Genomic DNA, 14,484 nt, shown 5'->3' with positions numbered 1-14,484 from the left:
GCAGGCGTGATCCGCCGGGCCGTTCGCTTTGCCGCCTAAACCCCCACCCCGAGCAGCGCCATCGCCCCGAGCACGACGAACATCACCGCCGCGATGCCGTGCACGAGCTTCGTCGGCAGACGATGCGCGAAGCGGTCGCCGAGCAGAATCGCCGGCACGTTGGCGATCATCATGCCGAGCGTCGTGCCGGCCACCACGCTGAAGAAATCGTGAAAGCGCGCGGCGAGGGCGACCGTCGCGATCTGCGTCTTGTCGCCCATTTCCGCGATGAAGAACGTGACCACCGTCGCGCCGAACACGCCGAAGTGCGTGCGGTTGGTGTTGGCTTCCTCGTCGTCGAGCTTGTCGGGCACGAGAATCCACAAGCCCATGCCGATGAACGAGGCGGCGAGCGCCCAGCGCATGATGGCCGGCGTGAGCATCGAGCCGAGCCACGCGCCGAGCGCGCCGGCGCCCGCGTGATTGATCAGCGTCGCGACGAGCACGCCGAGAATGATCGGCACGGGTTTGCGGTAGCGGGCGGCGAGCACGAGCGAGAGCAGTTGCGTCTTGTCGCCGATTTCGGCGAGCGCGACCGCACCGGTCGAAATAAGGAAGGCTTGATTCACTTTGAAGGGATTCCTCGGGCCGAATCATGAACGAGCGACGACCCACGACACGCCGGGCCCTGTTGCGGCGCGTGTGGATCATCGGTCTCGCCAGGCCAGAGGCTGCGGCTGCCATGGCCGTGACGGCCAAGTCTGTTGACAGGCGCCCTCGCGAACCGCACGTGCGACGCACCGGCGAAACGCGGTGCGGACGTGCTGCGAGGCGGCTACTCCCCAATGAGGGCCGGAGTATAACAGAGCCGGCGGTGCGTTTACCGCGGATATCGGGCCGATACCGGTCTGATATTGCACGGATGTTGCGCGGATGCCGCGCCGCGCATACGGCGCCGGCTGCGGCGGTTTGCAACAATTGCCAGGAAAGGCCGCAAACGATTTTCGGAAAGCAGGGCGCCGCTCCCGTCTCTCCCGCCACCCCGAAAATTGCCGCCGGCCCCGCGCGCAAGCCTTCCCGGCGGGCCCGCCGCAGCGTTCCGGCCATTTTTGTCAATTCGTCTGACAGTTTGTTGTTTTAAGGCTCGGATACAGATGGATACGTCTTTCCTGGCTGATTTAATCCAGAATATTCAGTATGATTCCGGCGACAAAAGGAGCCTGAGCCAAATCTCGCAGACCCATTGACAAAGGCGCCTAAATAATCGGGGCCAATTGCCGATAATTCGCTGAATTCCCCCTAAGAAGATTGGTCGATCCCGGCTGAAAACATCCCGATCCGCGCGGCGCCACACGCTGTGACGGCTGTATATTCCGTCAGGCGCTTGAGCCTTTTCCCGTTTCTACGCGCGAACACCGTATGCCCGATCTGCACTGGACCATTCCGGTCGGTCGCTGGTCTAGCTGGCCGGCTACCGCATCTGCCGCACCCGATATCGGCTTTATCGAGCCGATCGTGCGGCGGCGTCTCAGCACGCTGTCCAAAGCCGCGCTCAAGGTTGCGCACGATTGTGTCGCGCGCGAGCCGGTGCGCGTGGTTTTCGCGTCGCGGCACGGGGAATTGCGGCGCACCACCGACATCCTGCGCAGCATCAGCGCCGGCGAACCGGTTTCGCCGACCGCGTTCAGCCTGTCGGTGCTCAATGCGATGACCGGCGTCTTCGGCATTGCGCGCGGCGACCGCTCGGCCGCGAGCGCGGTGTCGGCCGGCGCGCAAACGCTCGGCTATGCGCTGCTCGAAGCGTATGCCCAATACGCGACGCAACCCGACTCTCCGGTGCTGCTCGTCTACGCCGACGAACCGGCCGATCGCGCTTACGGCACGATCGAAGACGAAGTACAGGGCGGCGCGCTCGCGCTGCTGCTCGACGACACGGCGGCGGCCGGGCACATCGTATGCTCGCTGTCCCGCGCGGCCGGCTCGCGGTCCGCGCCGGTTGACGGCGCCGCGGCCAACGTAACTGCGGCCACCGCTAATCTGGCCGTTAACCTGGCCAGTAACCTGGGCGCCAACCCGGGCAACGCTGCCGCCGAAGCCGCTGCCGCCGCTAACAACCCGCCCGCCAACCCGAACACCCTCGCCGCCGACACCGCCGCAACCCGCTTTCCCACCCAGAGCCAGGCGCTGCTGCACTGCCTCGAAACCGGGCAGCCCGCGTGCTGGGAGCGGGCCGGCGCCCTCTGGCACTGGAGATGGCATGACCGCGCGGCTTGATTATCTGTGGCGTCTTGGCGCGACCGGCATGGCCTTCGTCGTGTTCGGCCTCTGCGGCATGCTGTTTTCGGTGCTCGTGTTTCCGCTCGCGTGGCTGTGGCCGCATCGCGCGTCGCGGCAGCGCGCCGTGACCGCTGTGATTCACTGGTTTTTCCGCGCGCTCGTCGCGGTGCTGCGCGGCGTCGGCGTGATGGAGCTCGACGTGTCGGGCGCGGCCGCGCTGCGCGCGGGCGGCCCGGCCGTCGTCGTCGCCAATCATCCGACCTATCTCGACGTGATGGTGCTGCTCTCGCTCACGCCGCGCGCGTGTTGCGTCGTGAAGAACGCGCACTGGCGCAATCCGTGTTTCTGGGGCATCGTGCACGCGGCCGAATACGTGAGCAACGCGGACGCCACCGAACTCGTCGAAGCGGGTGCGCGCCAGCTTGCGGCCGGCTACACGATGATCGTGTTTCCCGAGGGCACGCGCAGCCCTGCGCCGAACCGGCTGCACGCGTTTTCGCGCGGCTTCGCGCATATGGCGCTGAAGGCCGGCGCGCCGATCGTGCCGGTGCTGATGGATTGCGACCCGCCCGCGTTCACGCGGCAGATGCGCTGGTACGACGTGCCGGCGCGCGCTTTCCGGATGCGCGTGAACGTGCTCGCGCCGCTCGGCGTCGGCGAACTTGCCGCGCACGACGCGACCCCGGCCCTCGCGGCGCGCAGCGTGACGCGCGCCGTCGAAGCCCACATGACCCAGCACCTGTTCGATTATGGATTCTTTAAAACTGGAAATTAAAAAGCTTCTGATCGAAGCGCTCGATCTCGAAGACCTGAGCCCCGCCGATATCGACGACGATGCCCCGTTGTTCGACACCGACGGCATCGGTCTCGATTCGATCGACGCGCTCGAAATCGGCATCGTGCTGCGCAAACAATACCAACTAACCATCGCGGCGAACGACGAACGCACGCGCGAACACTTCCGCTCGATCAGCACGCTCGCCGCGCTCGTCGAGAGTCAGCGCGAAGCGTCGCAGGCTGCGAACGAAACCACCAGGAAAGGGGAATGAACCGTGACCGAGACTGAGATTCTTGAGCGCATCCGCGCGATCTTCAAGGAGAACTTCGCGATCGAGCCCGAGCGCGTGACGCCCGAGGCGCATCTGTTCGAAGACCTCGATCTCGACAGCATCGACGCCGTCGATCTCGCGATCAAGCTGCAGGAAATGACCGGCCGCCGTATCAAGCCCGAGGAATTCAAGTCGGTGCGCACCGTCGGCGACGTGATCGGCGCGGTCGAGTCGCTGCTCGCGGCGCAAGGCTGATGCCCGCCGCGCGCTCGCGATCGCAGACGGCGCCGTCGTTGTCCGCCGCGGCCGGCGCGCCCGGTACGCGGACTCACTGGAGCAGGGCCGTCGTGCGGGGGCTGCTGATGCTCGCGTATCCGGTGCTGATCCTGTGCGCATGGCATTGGGACACGCCACGGCTCGTCGGCTTCATGCTGCTCGCGATCCTGTGGCTGCAGCGCTGGGCCGGCGGCGGTCCGCTCGCGCTGTCGCTGCGGCAGCTTTCCGCGCTCGACTGGGGCGTGCTCGTGCTGCTCACCTGCGCGTCGGCGGCGATCGTCGTGACCGACAGCGAGCTGTTGCTGCGCCTCTATCCGTCGCTCGTCAATCTCGGGCTGCTCGTCGCGTTCGGCGCGACGCTCGCGCGCGGGCCCTCGATGATCGAAAAATTCGCGCGGCTCGGCAATCCGAACCTGCCGGCCGACGCGGTGCGCTATACGCGGCGCGTGACCCAGGTATGGTGTGCGTTTTTCGTCGCCAACGGCGCGTTTTCGGCGTATACGGCGCTGTACTGGAGCCGCGCGAACTGGTCGCTCTATAACGGCGCGATTGCCTATGGGCTGATCGGCCTGCTGCTCGCCGGCGAGATCGTCTGGCGTTATCTCGTCGTGTTGCCGCGCGCCGCGCGAGCGGGTTCGGAGGCCGCATGATCGCGCTGCACGATCTGCTTCCGGCCGTCGCGTCGAGTGCGCCCGATACGCCCGACGCGCTCGATACGCCGGTGTGCCGCGACGGCGCGACGCTCATCGACCGCGCGGCGTTTCGCGCGCGCGTCGCGGCACTGATCGCGCTTGCCGAGACCCATGCGGCGCCGCGCTGCGCCCTGTGCATCGACGACCCGTTCGATTTCTCCTGCGCGTTGTTCGCGCTTTTCGCATGCGGCAAGGAGCCGGTGATCCCGGCCAACGCGACGCCGGGCTATCTGGCCGATCTCGCGGACGCCTACAACTTCATGCTGACGGACGCCGATCTGCCGCCGTTCGCCGCGCGCGACGCGACTCATGCTGCCGCGACGCATGCTGCCAGCCCGATCGATCCGCATGCGCCGCTCACGCTCTACACATCCGGCAGCAGCGGCACGCCGAAGCCGATCCGCAAGACGCTCGCGCAGTTCAACGCCGAAGTGCAGACGCTCGAACAGCAGTGGGGCGCGTTGCTCGGCGACGCGACGATGCTCGCGAGCGTGCCGCATCATCACATCTACGGGCTGCTGTTTCGCGTGCTGTGGCCGCTCGCGGCCGGCCGCGCGTTCGACCGAGCAATCGGCACGGAGCCGCTGCAATTGCAGGAACGCATCGCGCAGTGCGGCGCGACCGCGCTCGTCTCGACGCCCGCACAATTGTCGCGCTGGCCCGCGTTGCCGGGCTTTGTCGCGCTGACCCCGGCGCCGCGCGCGTTCTTCTCCTCGGGCGGCCCGCTCGCGGCCGACGCCGCGCAGCACTATGCGTCCGCCTACGGCGCGGCGCCGCTCGAAATCTACGGCAGCACCGAAACCGGCGGGATCGCGTGGCGTCGTCAGGATCACGGCGACGCGTGGCAGCCGGTCGCGGGCGCCGAGGTGCGGCGCGACGACGACGGCGCGCTGTGCGTGCGCTCGCCGCATCTCGATCACGATGGCTGGCATCGCACCGGCGACCGCGTTGCCTTCGACGCCGATGGCCGTTTCCGTCTGCAAGGCCGTCTCGACCGTGTGCTGAAGCTCGGCGGCAAGCGGGTCTCGCTGCCGGAACTGGAAGCGCGTCTCGCGCTGCATCCGTACGTGGCGCAGGCGGCGCTCGTGCCGCTCGAAGGCGCCTCGCGCGAACGGGTCGGCGCGGTGGTCGCGTTGAGCGAGGCGGGCGGCGCGGCCTTGCGCGAGGAAGGCCGGGTGGCGTTCGCGAAAACGCTGCGCCGTCATCTTGCCGATTATTTCGATGCGGTCGTGCTGCCGCGTCACTGGCGTTTTCGCGTGAGCCTGCCGTTCGATGCGCGCGGCAAGCTGCCCGCGAGCGCGGTGGCGGCCGCGTTCGAGCCGCGCGCCGAGGGCATGGAAGTGCTCGCCGAAACGCGCAGCGGCGACACGCTGCACTACGAACTGCGCGTGCCGCCCACGCTCGTGCATTTCGCCGGCCACTTTCCGGGCCTGCCGATTCTGCCGGGCGTCGTGCAGATCGACTGGGCCGTGCGGCTTGCGGCCGGGCATTGGCCGAAGGTGCGCGCGCTTGCCTCGGTCGAGCGTCTGAAGTTCATGGCGCCGGTCCCGCCGGGCGCGGTGCTCGGGCTCACGCTGACGCACGACGCCGCGCGCCGGCGCGTGCAGTTCGCCTACCGGCTCGACGGCCGCGAATGCGCAGCGGGCGTGCTCGTGCATCGGGAGGATGCGTGATGGGCATCGCGGCCTGCATCGTCATTCCGATCTATAACCACAAGGACGCGATCGGCGCGACCGTCGCGCATCTCGCGGTGCATGGCCTGCCGATCTTCGTCGTCGATGACGGCAGCGACGAGCCGACCCAACAGGTGCTCGCCGTGCTCGCGCGGCAGTACGCGGAGCGGCTTACGCTGCTGCGTCTGCCGCACAACGGCGGCAAGGGCGCGGCGGTGATGGCGGGCTTGCGGGCCGCGCGCGCGGCAGGCTACACGCACGCCTTGCAGATCGACGCCGACGGCCAGCACGATGCCGCCGACGTGCCGCGCTTCATCGACGCGGCGCGCACCGCGCCGGGCGCCGTGATTCTCGGCCGCCCGGTCTATGACGACAGCGTGCCGAAGGCGCGTCTCTATGGCCGCTATCTGACGCACGTATGGGTGTGGATCGAAACGCTGTCGCTGACGATTCGCGACTCGATGTGCGGCTTTCGCCTCTATCCGCTCGCGCTCGCCTGCGAACTGATCGACAGTGTGCGACTGCCGACGCGCATGGACTTCGACATCGAGATTCTCGTGCGCCTCTACTGGCGGCGCGCGGCATTCCGCTCGATTCCAACGCGCGTCACTTACGCCGCCGATGGCGTGTCGCATTTCGACGTGTTGTGGGACAACGTGCGCATCAGCCGCAGCCATACGCGGCTCGTGTTCGGCATGCTGTGGCGTTTGCCGATGCTGCTCGCGCACAAGGTGATGCCGCGCCGTGGTGTGCTGGTCGATGAGGCTGATGGGGAAGCGAACGGCAAAGCGGCGGATAAAGTTGCCGCCAACGCCGCGGACACCGCCAACACCGCCAACACCGCGCGTGACGCGGCGGGCCAACCCATCGGCAACCCGCCACGCAAACCCGCGGACGAACCCGCGCAAGCCGCCGCCCCCGAAGCCTGGTGGCGCATCGCCGAACGCGGCAGCCATCTCGGCATGAGTCTGCTCGCGCTGAGCTGCAAGCTGTTCGGCCGCCGCTTCACCGCGCTCTGGCTGCATCCGATCGTCGCGTATTTCCTGCTGACGGGCCGTGCCGCGCGCAAGGCGTCGGCCAACTACTTCAGGCATCTGAGCGCGGCCGCATCGTCCGCCGATGCCGATACCGACACGCCGCAGCCGGGCTGGCTGTCCGCCTATCGGCACATGCTCGCGTTCGCGCAGTCGGGCTTCGACAAGCTCGCCGCGTGGAGCGGCCGCGTCGACGCGGCCGACGTCAGGTTCGACGATCCTTCGGCATTCGAAGCATTGATCGCGAGCGGCAAGGGCGCGCTCGTGATCGGCGCGCATCTCGGCAATCTCGAGATGACGCGCGCGCTTGCCGTGCGCGGCGCACACGCGAAAGTCACGGCGGTGGTCTATACCGAACACGCGCGGCGTTTCAACGAGGTGCTCGCGTCGGCCAATCGCGACTTCGCGCGGCATCTGCTCGAAGTCGGCGATTTCGGTCCCGAGACCGCCGTGCTGATGCAGCAGCGCATCGAGGCGGGCGAGCTGCTCGTGATCGTCGGCGACCGCGTGCCCGCGCGCGAAGCGGGCCGCACCACCGACGCGCAATTCCTCGGCGCGAGCGCACCGTTCGCGCAAGGGCCGTACGTGCTCGCGCATGCGCTCGGCTGTCCGGTGTATCTGTTCTTCTGTCTGAAAGAGCGCGACGGCTATCGCATGTACTTCGAGCCGTTCGCCGAGCGCATCGAGCTGCCGCGCCGCGAACGCGCGCAGCATCTGGCTGCATGGGCGCAACGCTATGCGCTGCGTCTCGAACACTATTGCCGCAAGGCTCCTTATCAATGGTTCAATTTCTTCGATTTCTGGGCGAGCCCGAGGCGAGGCGCAAATGGCCGAACATGATCTGAGTACGGCGCACGAGGCCGGCGCGGGTACGAACGTGGACCCGGATCGGCATGCGCAGATGAACCCGCGCATCGATATGCACGTCGACCCGCACACCGTTCCGCGCACAAGCGCCGAGGCGATCGTGATCGGCGGCCGTCGCCTGACGATCGAAGAGGTCGTCGCGATCGCGCGGCACCGCGCACCGGTCGCGTTGAGCGCCGATCCCGCGTGGCGTGCGCGCATCGAGCGCGGCGCGGATTTTCTGCGCCGCCATCTGGCGCAAGGCGCGACCGTCTACGGCGTCAACACCGGTTACGGCGATGCCTGCGTGGTCGACGTGCCGATGGAACTCGTCGAAGCGTTGCCGTTGCAACTGACGCGCTATCACGGCTGCGGCATGGGCGCGTATCTCGACGACGCGCAAACGCTCGCGGTGATCGCGGCGCGCCTGAACTCGCTCGCGTATGGTTTTTCCGGCGTGCGGCCCGTGCTGCTCGAACGTCTCGCCGACCTGATCAATCACCGCGTGTTGCCGCGCATTCCGTCCGAAGGGTCGGTCGGCGCGAGCGGCGATCTGACGCCGCTCTCGTACGTGGCGGCGGCGCTCGTGGGCGAACGCGAGGTGCGGTTCGCGGGCGCGTCGCGCGAGGCGCGCGGCGTGTGGGCCGAACTCGGCGCCGCGCCGCTCACGCTCGCGCCGAAGGAAGGGCTCGCGCTGATGAACGGCACGGCCGTGATGACGGGGCTCGCGTGTCTCGCGTTTGCGCGCGCCGATCATCTGACGCGGCTCGCCGCGCGTCTGACCGCGCTGTCGACCGTCGCGCTCGACGGCCGCGCCGCGCATTTCGACGCGCTGCTGTTCGAGGCGAAGCCGCACTTGGGCCAGGCCGAAGCGGCCGCCTGGATTCGCGACGATCTCGCGGGCCGCGACGATACGCCCGGGCATCGTCTGCAGGATCGTTATTCGATTCGCTGCGCGCCGCATGTGATCGGCGTGGCGCGCGATGCGCTGACATGGGTGCGCCGCGACGTCGAAAACGAGCTGAACAGCGCGAACGACAATCCGCTGATCGACCCCGACAACGAACGCGTGCTGCACGGCGGCAACTTCTACGGCGGCCATATCGCGTTCGCGATGGATGCGTTGAAGGTGGCGGTCGCCAATCTCGCCGATCTGATGGACCGGCAGCTCGCGCTGCTCGTCGACGTGAATTTCAACAACGGCCTGCCGCGCAATCTGTCGGGCGCCGCGCCCGCGCGCGCGGCGATCAATCATGGCTTCAAGGCCGTGCAGATTTCGTCGTCCGCGTGGACCGCCGAAGCGCTCAAGCACACGATGCCCGCGAGCGTGTTCTCGCGCTCGACCGAGGCGCACAATCAGGACAAGGTCAGCATGGGCACGATCGCCGCGCGCGACTGTTTGCGCGTGCTCGAATTGACCGAACAGGTGGCCGCCGCGCACACGCTCGCGACCGTGCAGGCCGTGAAGCTGCGCTTGCGCATCGATGCCGCGACGCCGGTGCCGGTGCCGCTGCGCGAGTTCATCGACGCAGTGAGCGCGCAATCGCCCTTCGTCGATGAAGACCGCGCGCTGGAAGGCGAACTGCGGGCATTGACCGCGTGCATCGGCGCGTGCGAACTGCTCGACGGCTATCGGACCACGGCGGATTCATCCCGCCAACGCAAAGGACGCGACGCATGAGCGGAACGCCGAAAACGCTGAGCGCGAGCGCGACGGTCGAAGTGCCGTTTCACGACGTCGACGCGATGAACGTATGCTGGCACGGCAATTATCTGAAGTACTTCGAGATGGGCCGTGCCGCGCTGCTGCGCGCATTCGACTACGACTATCGCGAGATGCAGGCGTCGGGCTATCTGTGGCCGATCGTCGAGGCGCATCTGAAGTATGTGCGGCCCGCCGTCTACGGGCAGACGCTCGACGTGCGCGCGCAACTGCTCGAATACGAAAACCGCCTGAAAATAGGCTATGAAATCGTCGATTGCGCATCGGGCACGCGCCTGACGAAGGGCTATACGATTCAGGTCGCCGTCGATGCCGCGACCCAGGAATTGCAGTTCGTGTCGCCGCCGGTCGTGTTCGAAAAACTGGAGCGTGTATGGGGGCGATGAGGGGAATGATGAGGAAGCCGATGGAAGGGGCAATGAATCGGCGGCCGGCGTTTGCGGCCTCGTTCTGGGTGTCGGGCGCAATGGCTGTGACGTGCGCGATCGCATGGCCGGCAACACCGGTGCATGCCGCCGCTGCAAACGCAAATGCCGGTGCAAATGCCACTGCCACCGCGAATACGACAACCGCAACGACACCCGCAACCGCCAACAACCCTGCGCTCGTCTCGCAGATCGCCTCGCATCTCGCCCAGGCCAAAGGCGTGCGCGCGCAATTCACGCAGACCCAAACGCTCGCCGCGATGAAGCAGCCGCTCGTCAGCAGCGGCACGTTGCTGTTTTTCCGCGAGCGCGGCGTGATCTGGCAGATCGACACGCCCTACAAAGCCACCTACGTCATCACCGATGCGGGCGTCGCGCAACTCGACGCCGAAGGCCAACGCGTGACCACGCACAGCGCACAGGGCGCACGCGGCGTCGCGCAGGTCTCGAAGATGATGCGCGCGATGCTTGGCGGCGATCTGTCCGCGCTGTACTCGCAGTTCGACGTGGCCGCCGAGGGTAGCGCCGCGCAGTGGCGCATGCGGCTCACGCCAAACCAGCCGCAGCTCGCGCAATCGATCAAGGGGCTCGACATGGCGGGCGGCGACTATCTGCAAAGCCTGCGCATCAGGCTCGCGAACGGCGACGTGACGAAGCTCGAGTTCGCGAAGAGCGTGACCGTCGACGCACCGACCGCGGCCGAGCGCAATCTGTTCGGAGCGCCGTGATGGACATGCTGCAGCAGCGGTCCGCGAAACAGGCATGGGGCGTGCGCGCCGCATGGCTCGTGCTCGCGCTGCTGGCGGCCCTGTATTGCGGCTGGCGCTTCGCGGGACCGGCGCCGCTCGAAACCAATCTGCTCGCGCTGCTGCCCGCGACCGAGGCGGACCCGGTCGCCGAAAAAGCGGTCGATACGCTCGCGAGCGCGCTCGGCGATCGCACGGTGCTGCTCGTCACGAGCCGCGACGACGCGCACGCGAAAGCAGCGGCGAAGCAACTGGGCGCATCGTTGCAAAAGAGCGCGGCGTTCGCCTCGGTGACGGCCGAATTGCCCCCGTTCGATCTGTCGCAGATCGCGGCGCTTTATATGCCGTATCGTTTCGGTCTGCTCGCGCCGGCCGATCGCGCGGCGCTCGCGGGCGGAGTACCGTCGGCGACATCGACATCGACATCGACATCGACATCGACATCGGCATCGGCATCGGCATCGACGCACACGTCCGCCGTCGCTGCGACCTTGCGCGACCAGCTCGCGCAGCGCCTCTACAGCCCGCTGCAAGCCGGTCTTAACACGCAACTCGCCGACGATCCGTTCGGCTGGCTCGAACGCTGGCTCGGCAATCTGCCGCTCGCGACGTCGAATCTCGAAGTCGAGGACAACCTGCTCGTATCGCATCGGCACGACGCGCAGGGTGACACGACGAGCGTGCTGATCGTCGCGACGCTGCCGGGCTCCGCCTACGAAACGAAAACGCAGCGCGCGGTCCACGCGGCGCTCGCCGACGCCGAAAGCACGCTGCGGCAGACTTTCCCCGACGTCACGGTTGCGCGCACGGGTGCCGTGTTCTACGCCGAGGCCGCGCGCAGCGCATCCGAGCGCGAGGTGCATCTGATCGGCATCGCCTCGCTGTGCGGGATCGCGCTGCTGCTGATGTGGGTATTCCGCTCGCCGCGTCTGCTGCTGCTCGGCTTCGTCTCGACGGCGCTTGGCATCGTCTGCGCGCTCGCGGCCACGCTGCTGGTCTTCGGCAAGCTGCATCTGCTGACGCTTGTGTTCGGCGCGAGCCTGATCGGCGAGGCGGTCGATTATTCGATCCAGTACTTCGTCGTCTATCTCGGCGCGGGGCGCGCCTGGGATGCGCGGCTCGGCGCACGCACGGTGCGCCCCGCGCTGACGGTCGCGTTGACGACGAGCCTGCTCGGCTACGCGATCCTGATGTGGGTGCCGTTTCCCGCGCTCAAGCAGATCGCATGCTTCGCGATGGCCGGCATTACGACCGCGTTCGCTTCGGTGCTGTGGCTGCTGCCCGCGTTGCTCACACGCGCGCCGCGCCGCAGTCCGCAGCGCGTATTCGACGGCGCGGCGCGCCTGCTCGCGGGCTGGCAGCGCGCGATCGGCGGCAAGCGCGCCTGGCCGCTCGCCGCGGTGCTGCTGATCGTCGCCGCGCCGGGCTGGCTGCGCCTCATGAGCGACGACGATATCCATCTGCTGATCCAGCGCGATGCGTCGCTCGTGGCGCAGGAAAACCAGGTGCGCGAAGCGGTTGGCGTCGACAACAGCGCGCAGTTTTTCGTGGTGCGCGGCGCGACCCAGGAAGCGGTGTTGCAACGCGCCGAAGCGCTCGGCGCGAAGCTCGATGCGCTGAACGGCACCGCGGATAGCGTCGGCGGCTATCAGTCGATCACGCAGTTCGTGCCGTCCGCGCAGCGTCAGAACGAAGCTCGCGCGCTGCTCGCGCAACGCGTATTCAACGATGCCCCTGCATTGCGCGCGATCCTGCTGCAAGCGGGCTTCAAGGACGAAGTCGCCGATGCATGGCTCGCGGCCTTTGCGAAACCGCAAGCGCCGCTGACCGTGGACCGCTGGCTCGCGGTGCCGTGGTCGCAGCCGTACCGGCATCTATGGCTCGGCGCAGTGGAATCGAATCCGGCCAGTCAGGCGAACCAGGCGAACCCGCCGCATGCGCAAAGCTACGCGGCCGTCGTGATTCCGCAAGGCGTGACGCCGCGCAACGAGCCCGCGCTGATCGCACTCGCGCACGGCCTGCCCGGCGTCGTATTCGTCGACAAGGCGGCGAGCGTGTCGAAGCTGTTCGGCGCCTATCGCCGGGATAGCGGTGGGTGGCTCGGCGGCGCGCTCGTGCTCGTCTGCGTGCTGCTGATGCTGCGCTACAAGCCGCGCGGCGGCATCGCGACGACCTTGCCGGTGCTGCTTGCGGTTGGCGTCGCGCTGGCGGTGTTCGGCTATGCGGGCGTGCCGCTCAATCTGTTCAACTGGCTCGCGCTGATGCTCGTGCTCGGCGTCGGCGCAAACTATGCGGTGTTTCTGCGCGAAGGCTGTTTGCGTGCGGACGCAGACCTCGGCGCGGTATGGACCGGCGTGCTGCTGTCGGCGGCGACCACGCTGCTGTCGTTCGGCATGCTCGGCATGAGCGCGATGCCCGCGCTCAGGAGCTTCGGCACGACGCTCGCGCTCGGCATCGCGGTCGCGGTGCTGCTTGCGCCTATCGGCATGCCCGAGGACGAGGGCATGGCAGCGGGCAGGTCGGCGCACAGGCCATCGCGCGGATCATCGCGCAAGTTATCGGAATCACGGAGAGCCGCATGAAAGCGCCACCCGTTTATTTGCACGCGCTCGGCATGATCAACGCGCTCGGCGGCAATCTCGACGAAATCGTGCCGGCGCTCGCCGCCGCGCGCGCGCCCGGCATGGGCCCCGCGCATACCGGTATCGGCGATGCGTTCGTCGGCAGCGTGCTTACGCCGCTCGATCTCGCGCCGCGCGCCGATCTCGCGCGCTACGACTGCCGCAACAACCGTCTGCTGCTGGCCGCGCTCGCGCAGATCGCGCCCGCGATCGACGCCGCGCGCGAGCGCTACGGCTCGGAGCGCATCGGCGTCGTGCTCGGCACCAGCACCTCGGGTATCGAGGCGGCCGAAACCGCGTTCGTCTATCACGCGCAGGCGGGCGAGCTGCCGGAGAACTTCAACTACCGGCAGATGGAAATCGGCACGGCCGCGCCATTCGCCGCCGCCGCGCTCGGCGTGCAGGGACCGGCGTTCACGATCTCGACCGCCTGCACGTCGAGCGCGAAAGCGTTCGCGTCGGCGCGCCGTCTGCTGCAATTGCAACTGTGCGACGCGGTCGTCGTCGGCGGGGTCGACTCGCTGTGCGAGTTGACCGTGCAGGGTTTTGCCTCGCTCGAATCGACGAGCGGCGCGCGCACCAATCCGATGAGCCGCAACCGCTGTGGCATCAACGTCGGCGAGGGCGCGGCCGTGTTCCTGATGAGCCGCGACGAAGCGGCGGTGCGGCTCGCGGGCCTCGGCGAATCGAGCGACGCGCATCATATTTCGGCGCCGGACCCGCAAGGCCTCGGCGGCGAGCTCGCGCTGCGCGGGGCGCTGGCCGATGCGGGCATCGCGGCGTCGGCGGTCGGCTACGTGAATCTGCACGCGACCGCGACGCGCAAGAACGACGAGATGGAAGCGCAACTGATGGCGCGCGTGTTTCCCGGCGGCGTCGCCGCGAGCGGCACCAAGCCGTTGACCGGCCACCAGCTCGGCGCGGCCGGCGCGACCGAACTCGGCTTCGCGTGGCTCGCGCTCGCGCGCGAAAACGCGACGCTGCCGCCGCATCTGTGGGACGGCGAAGCCGATCCCGAACTGCCCGCGCTCGATCTCGTCGAAGACGCGCGCCGCTTGCCGCTCGGCGTCGGCCCGCAATACGCGATGAGCAATTCGTTCGCGTTCGGCGGCAGCAATGTCAGCGTGATCCTCGGCCGGTAAC

At 67.9% G+C, this 14,484-nt stretch carries 13 protein-coding genes and 1 riboswitch; of the genes, 12 read left to right on the top strand and 1 reads right to left on the bottom strand.

Annotated features, from left to right (window positions below; all coding sequences use genetic code 11):
• Nucleotides 1-35: 35 nt before the first annotated feature.
• Nucleotides 36-608: a TMEM165/GDT1 family protein gene (locus F3J20_RS01495; RefSeq protein WP_167046757.1), complete on the bottom strand. Its 573-nt coding sequence runs from the start codon at nt 606-608 to the stop codon at nt 36-38.
• Between the two features lie 12 nt (nt 609-620).
• A riboswitch (yybP-ykoY riboswitch) is annotated at nt 621-835 on the bottom strand.
• A gap of 563 nt (nt 836-1,398) precedes the next feature.
• Here F3J20_RS01495 and F3J20_RS01490 point away from each other — a divergent pair.
• The 12 genes from F3J20_RS01490 (at nt 1,399) to F3J20_RS01430 (ending at nt 14,483) form a co-directional block, all read left to right on the top strand.
• Nucleotides 1,399-2,253: a beta-ketoacyl synthase chain length factor gene (locus F3J20_RS01490; protein ID WP_167281537.1), complete on the top strand. Its 855-nt coding sequence runs from the start codon at nt 1,399-1,401 to the stop codon at nt 2,251-2,253.
• Nucleotides 2,237-3,031: a 1-acyl-sn-glycerol-3-phosphate acyltransferase gene (locus F3J20_RS01485; RefSeq protein ID WP_167281536.1), complete on the top strand. Its 795-nt coding sequence runs from the start codon at nt 2,237-2,239 to the stop codon at nt 3,029-3,031. Before F3J20_RS01490 ends, F3J20_RS01485 begins: the two co-directional genes overlap by 17 nt.
• Nucleotides 3,006-3,305, top strand: coding sequence for a phosphopantetheine-binding protein (locus tag F3J20_RS01480; protein ID WP_167046768.1), 300 nt, complete (start codon nt 3,006-3,008; stop codon nt 3,303-3,305). Before F3J20_RS01485 ends, F3J20_RS01480 begins: the two co-directional genes overlap by 26 nt.
• 3 nt (nt 3,306-3,308) lie before the next feature.
• Nucleotides 3,309-3,560, top strand: coding sequence for an acyl carrier protein (locus F3J20_RS01475; protein ID WP_167046770.1), 252 nt, complete (start codon nt 3,309-3,311; stop codon nt 3,558-3,560).
• Complete coding sequence (locus F3J20_RS01470) at nt 3,560-4,231, top strand: hypothetical protein (protein WP_167281534.1); 672 nt, start codon at nt 3,560-3,562, stop codon at nt 4,229-4,231. Before F3J20_RS01475 ends, F3J20_RS01470 begins: the two co-directional genes overlap by 1 nt.
• On the top strand, nt 4,228-5,946 hold the full coding sequence (locus F3J20_RS01465) for an AMP-binding protein (protein ID WP_167281532.1): 1,719 nt from the start codon (nt 4,228-4,230) through the stop codon (nt 5,944-5,946). Before F3J20_RS01470 ends, F3J20_RS01465 begins: the two co-directional genes overlap by 4 nt.
• Nucleotides 5,946-7,820: a glycosyltransferase family 2 protein gene (locus tag F3J20_RS31970; protein ID WP_240162675.1), complete on the top strand. Its 1,875-nt coding sequence runs from the start codon at nt 5,946-5,948 to the stop codon at nt 7,818-7,820. The genes F3J20_RS01465 and F3J20_RS31970 overlap by 1 nt, the downstream gene beginning before the upstream one ends.
• Nucleotides 7,821-7,899: 79 nt before the next feature.
• Nucleotides 7,900-9,507: an aromatic amino acid ammonia-lyase gene (locus F3J20_RS01450; RefSeq protein WP_167281668.1), complete on the top strand. Its 1,608-nt coding sequence runs from the start codon at nt 7,900-7,902 to the stop codon at nt 9,505-9,507.
• Nucleotides 9,504-9,935 (top strand): thioesterase family protein, encoded by a 432-nt coding sequence (locus F3J20_RS01445; protein WP_167046779.1) that lies wholly within the window; start codon nt 9,504-9,506, stop codon nt 9,933-9,935. Before F3J20_RS01450 ends, F3J20_RS01445 begins: the two co-directional genes overlap by 4 nt.
• A 32-nt stretch (nt 9,936-9,967) precedes the next feature.
• Nucleotides 9,968-10,702 carry an outer membrane lipoprotein carrier protein LolA gene (locus F3J20_RS01440; protein WP_167281530.1) on the top strand — a complete coding sequence of 245 codons (735 nt, stop codon included), beginning with the start codon at nt 9,968-9,970 and terminating at the stop codon, nt 10,700-10,702.
• On the top strand, nt 10,702-13,302 hold the full coding sequence (locus F3J20_RS01435) for an MMPL family transporter (protein ID WP_167281528.1): 2,601 nt from the start codon (nt 10,702-10,704) through the stop codon (nt 13,300-13,302). The genes F3J20_RS01440 and F3J20_RS01435 overlap by 1 nt, the downstream gene beginning before the upstream one ends.
• Nucleotides 13,299-14,483, top strand: a complete 1,185-nt coding sequence (locus tag F3J20_RS01430; protein ID WP_167281526.1) for a beta-ketoacyl-[acyl-carrier-protein] synthase family protein — start codon at nt 13,299-13,301, stop codon at nt 14,481-14,483. Before F3J20_RS01435 ends, F3J20_RS01430 begins: the two co-directional genes overlap by 4 nt.
• Nucleotide 14,484: the final 1 nt, after the last annotated feature.

The organism is Paraburkholderia sp. Cy-641 (assembly GCF_011752945.1).
Taxonomy (GTDB): Bacteria; Pseudomonadota; Gammaproteobacteria; order Burkholderiales; family Burkholderiaceae; genus Paraburkholderia.
This window is presented reverse-complemented; position numbering and strand designations above follow the sequence as displayed.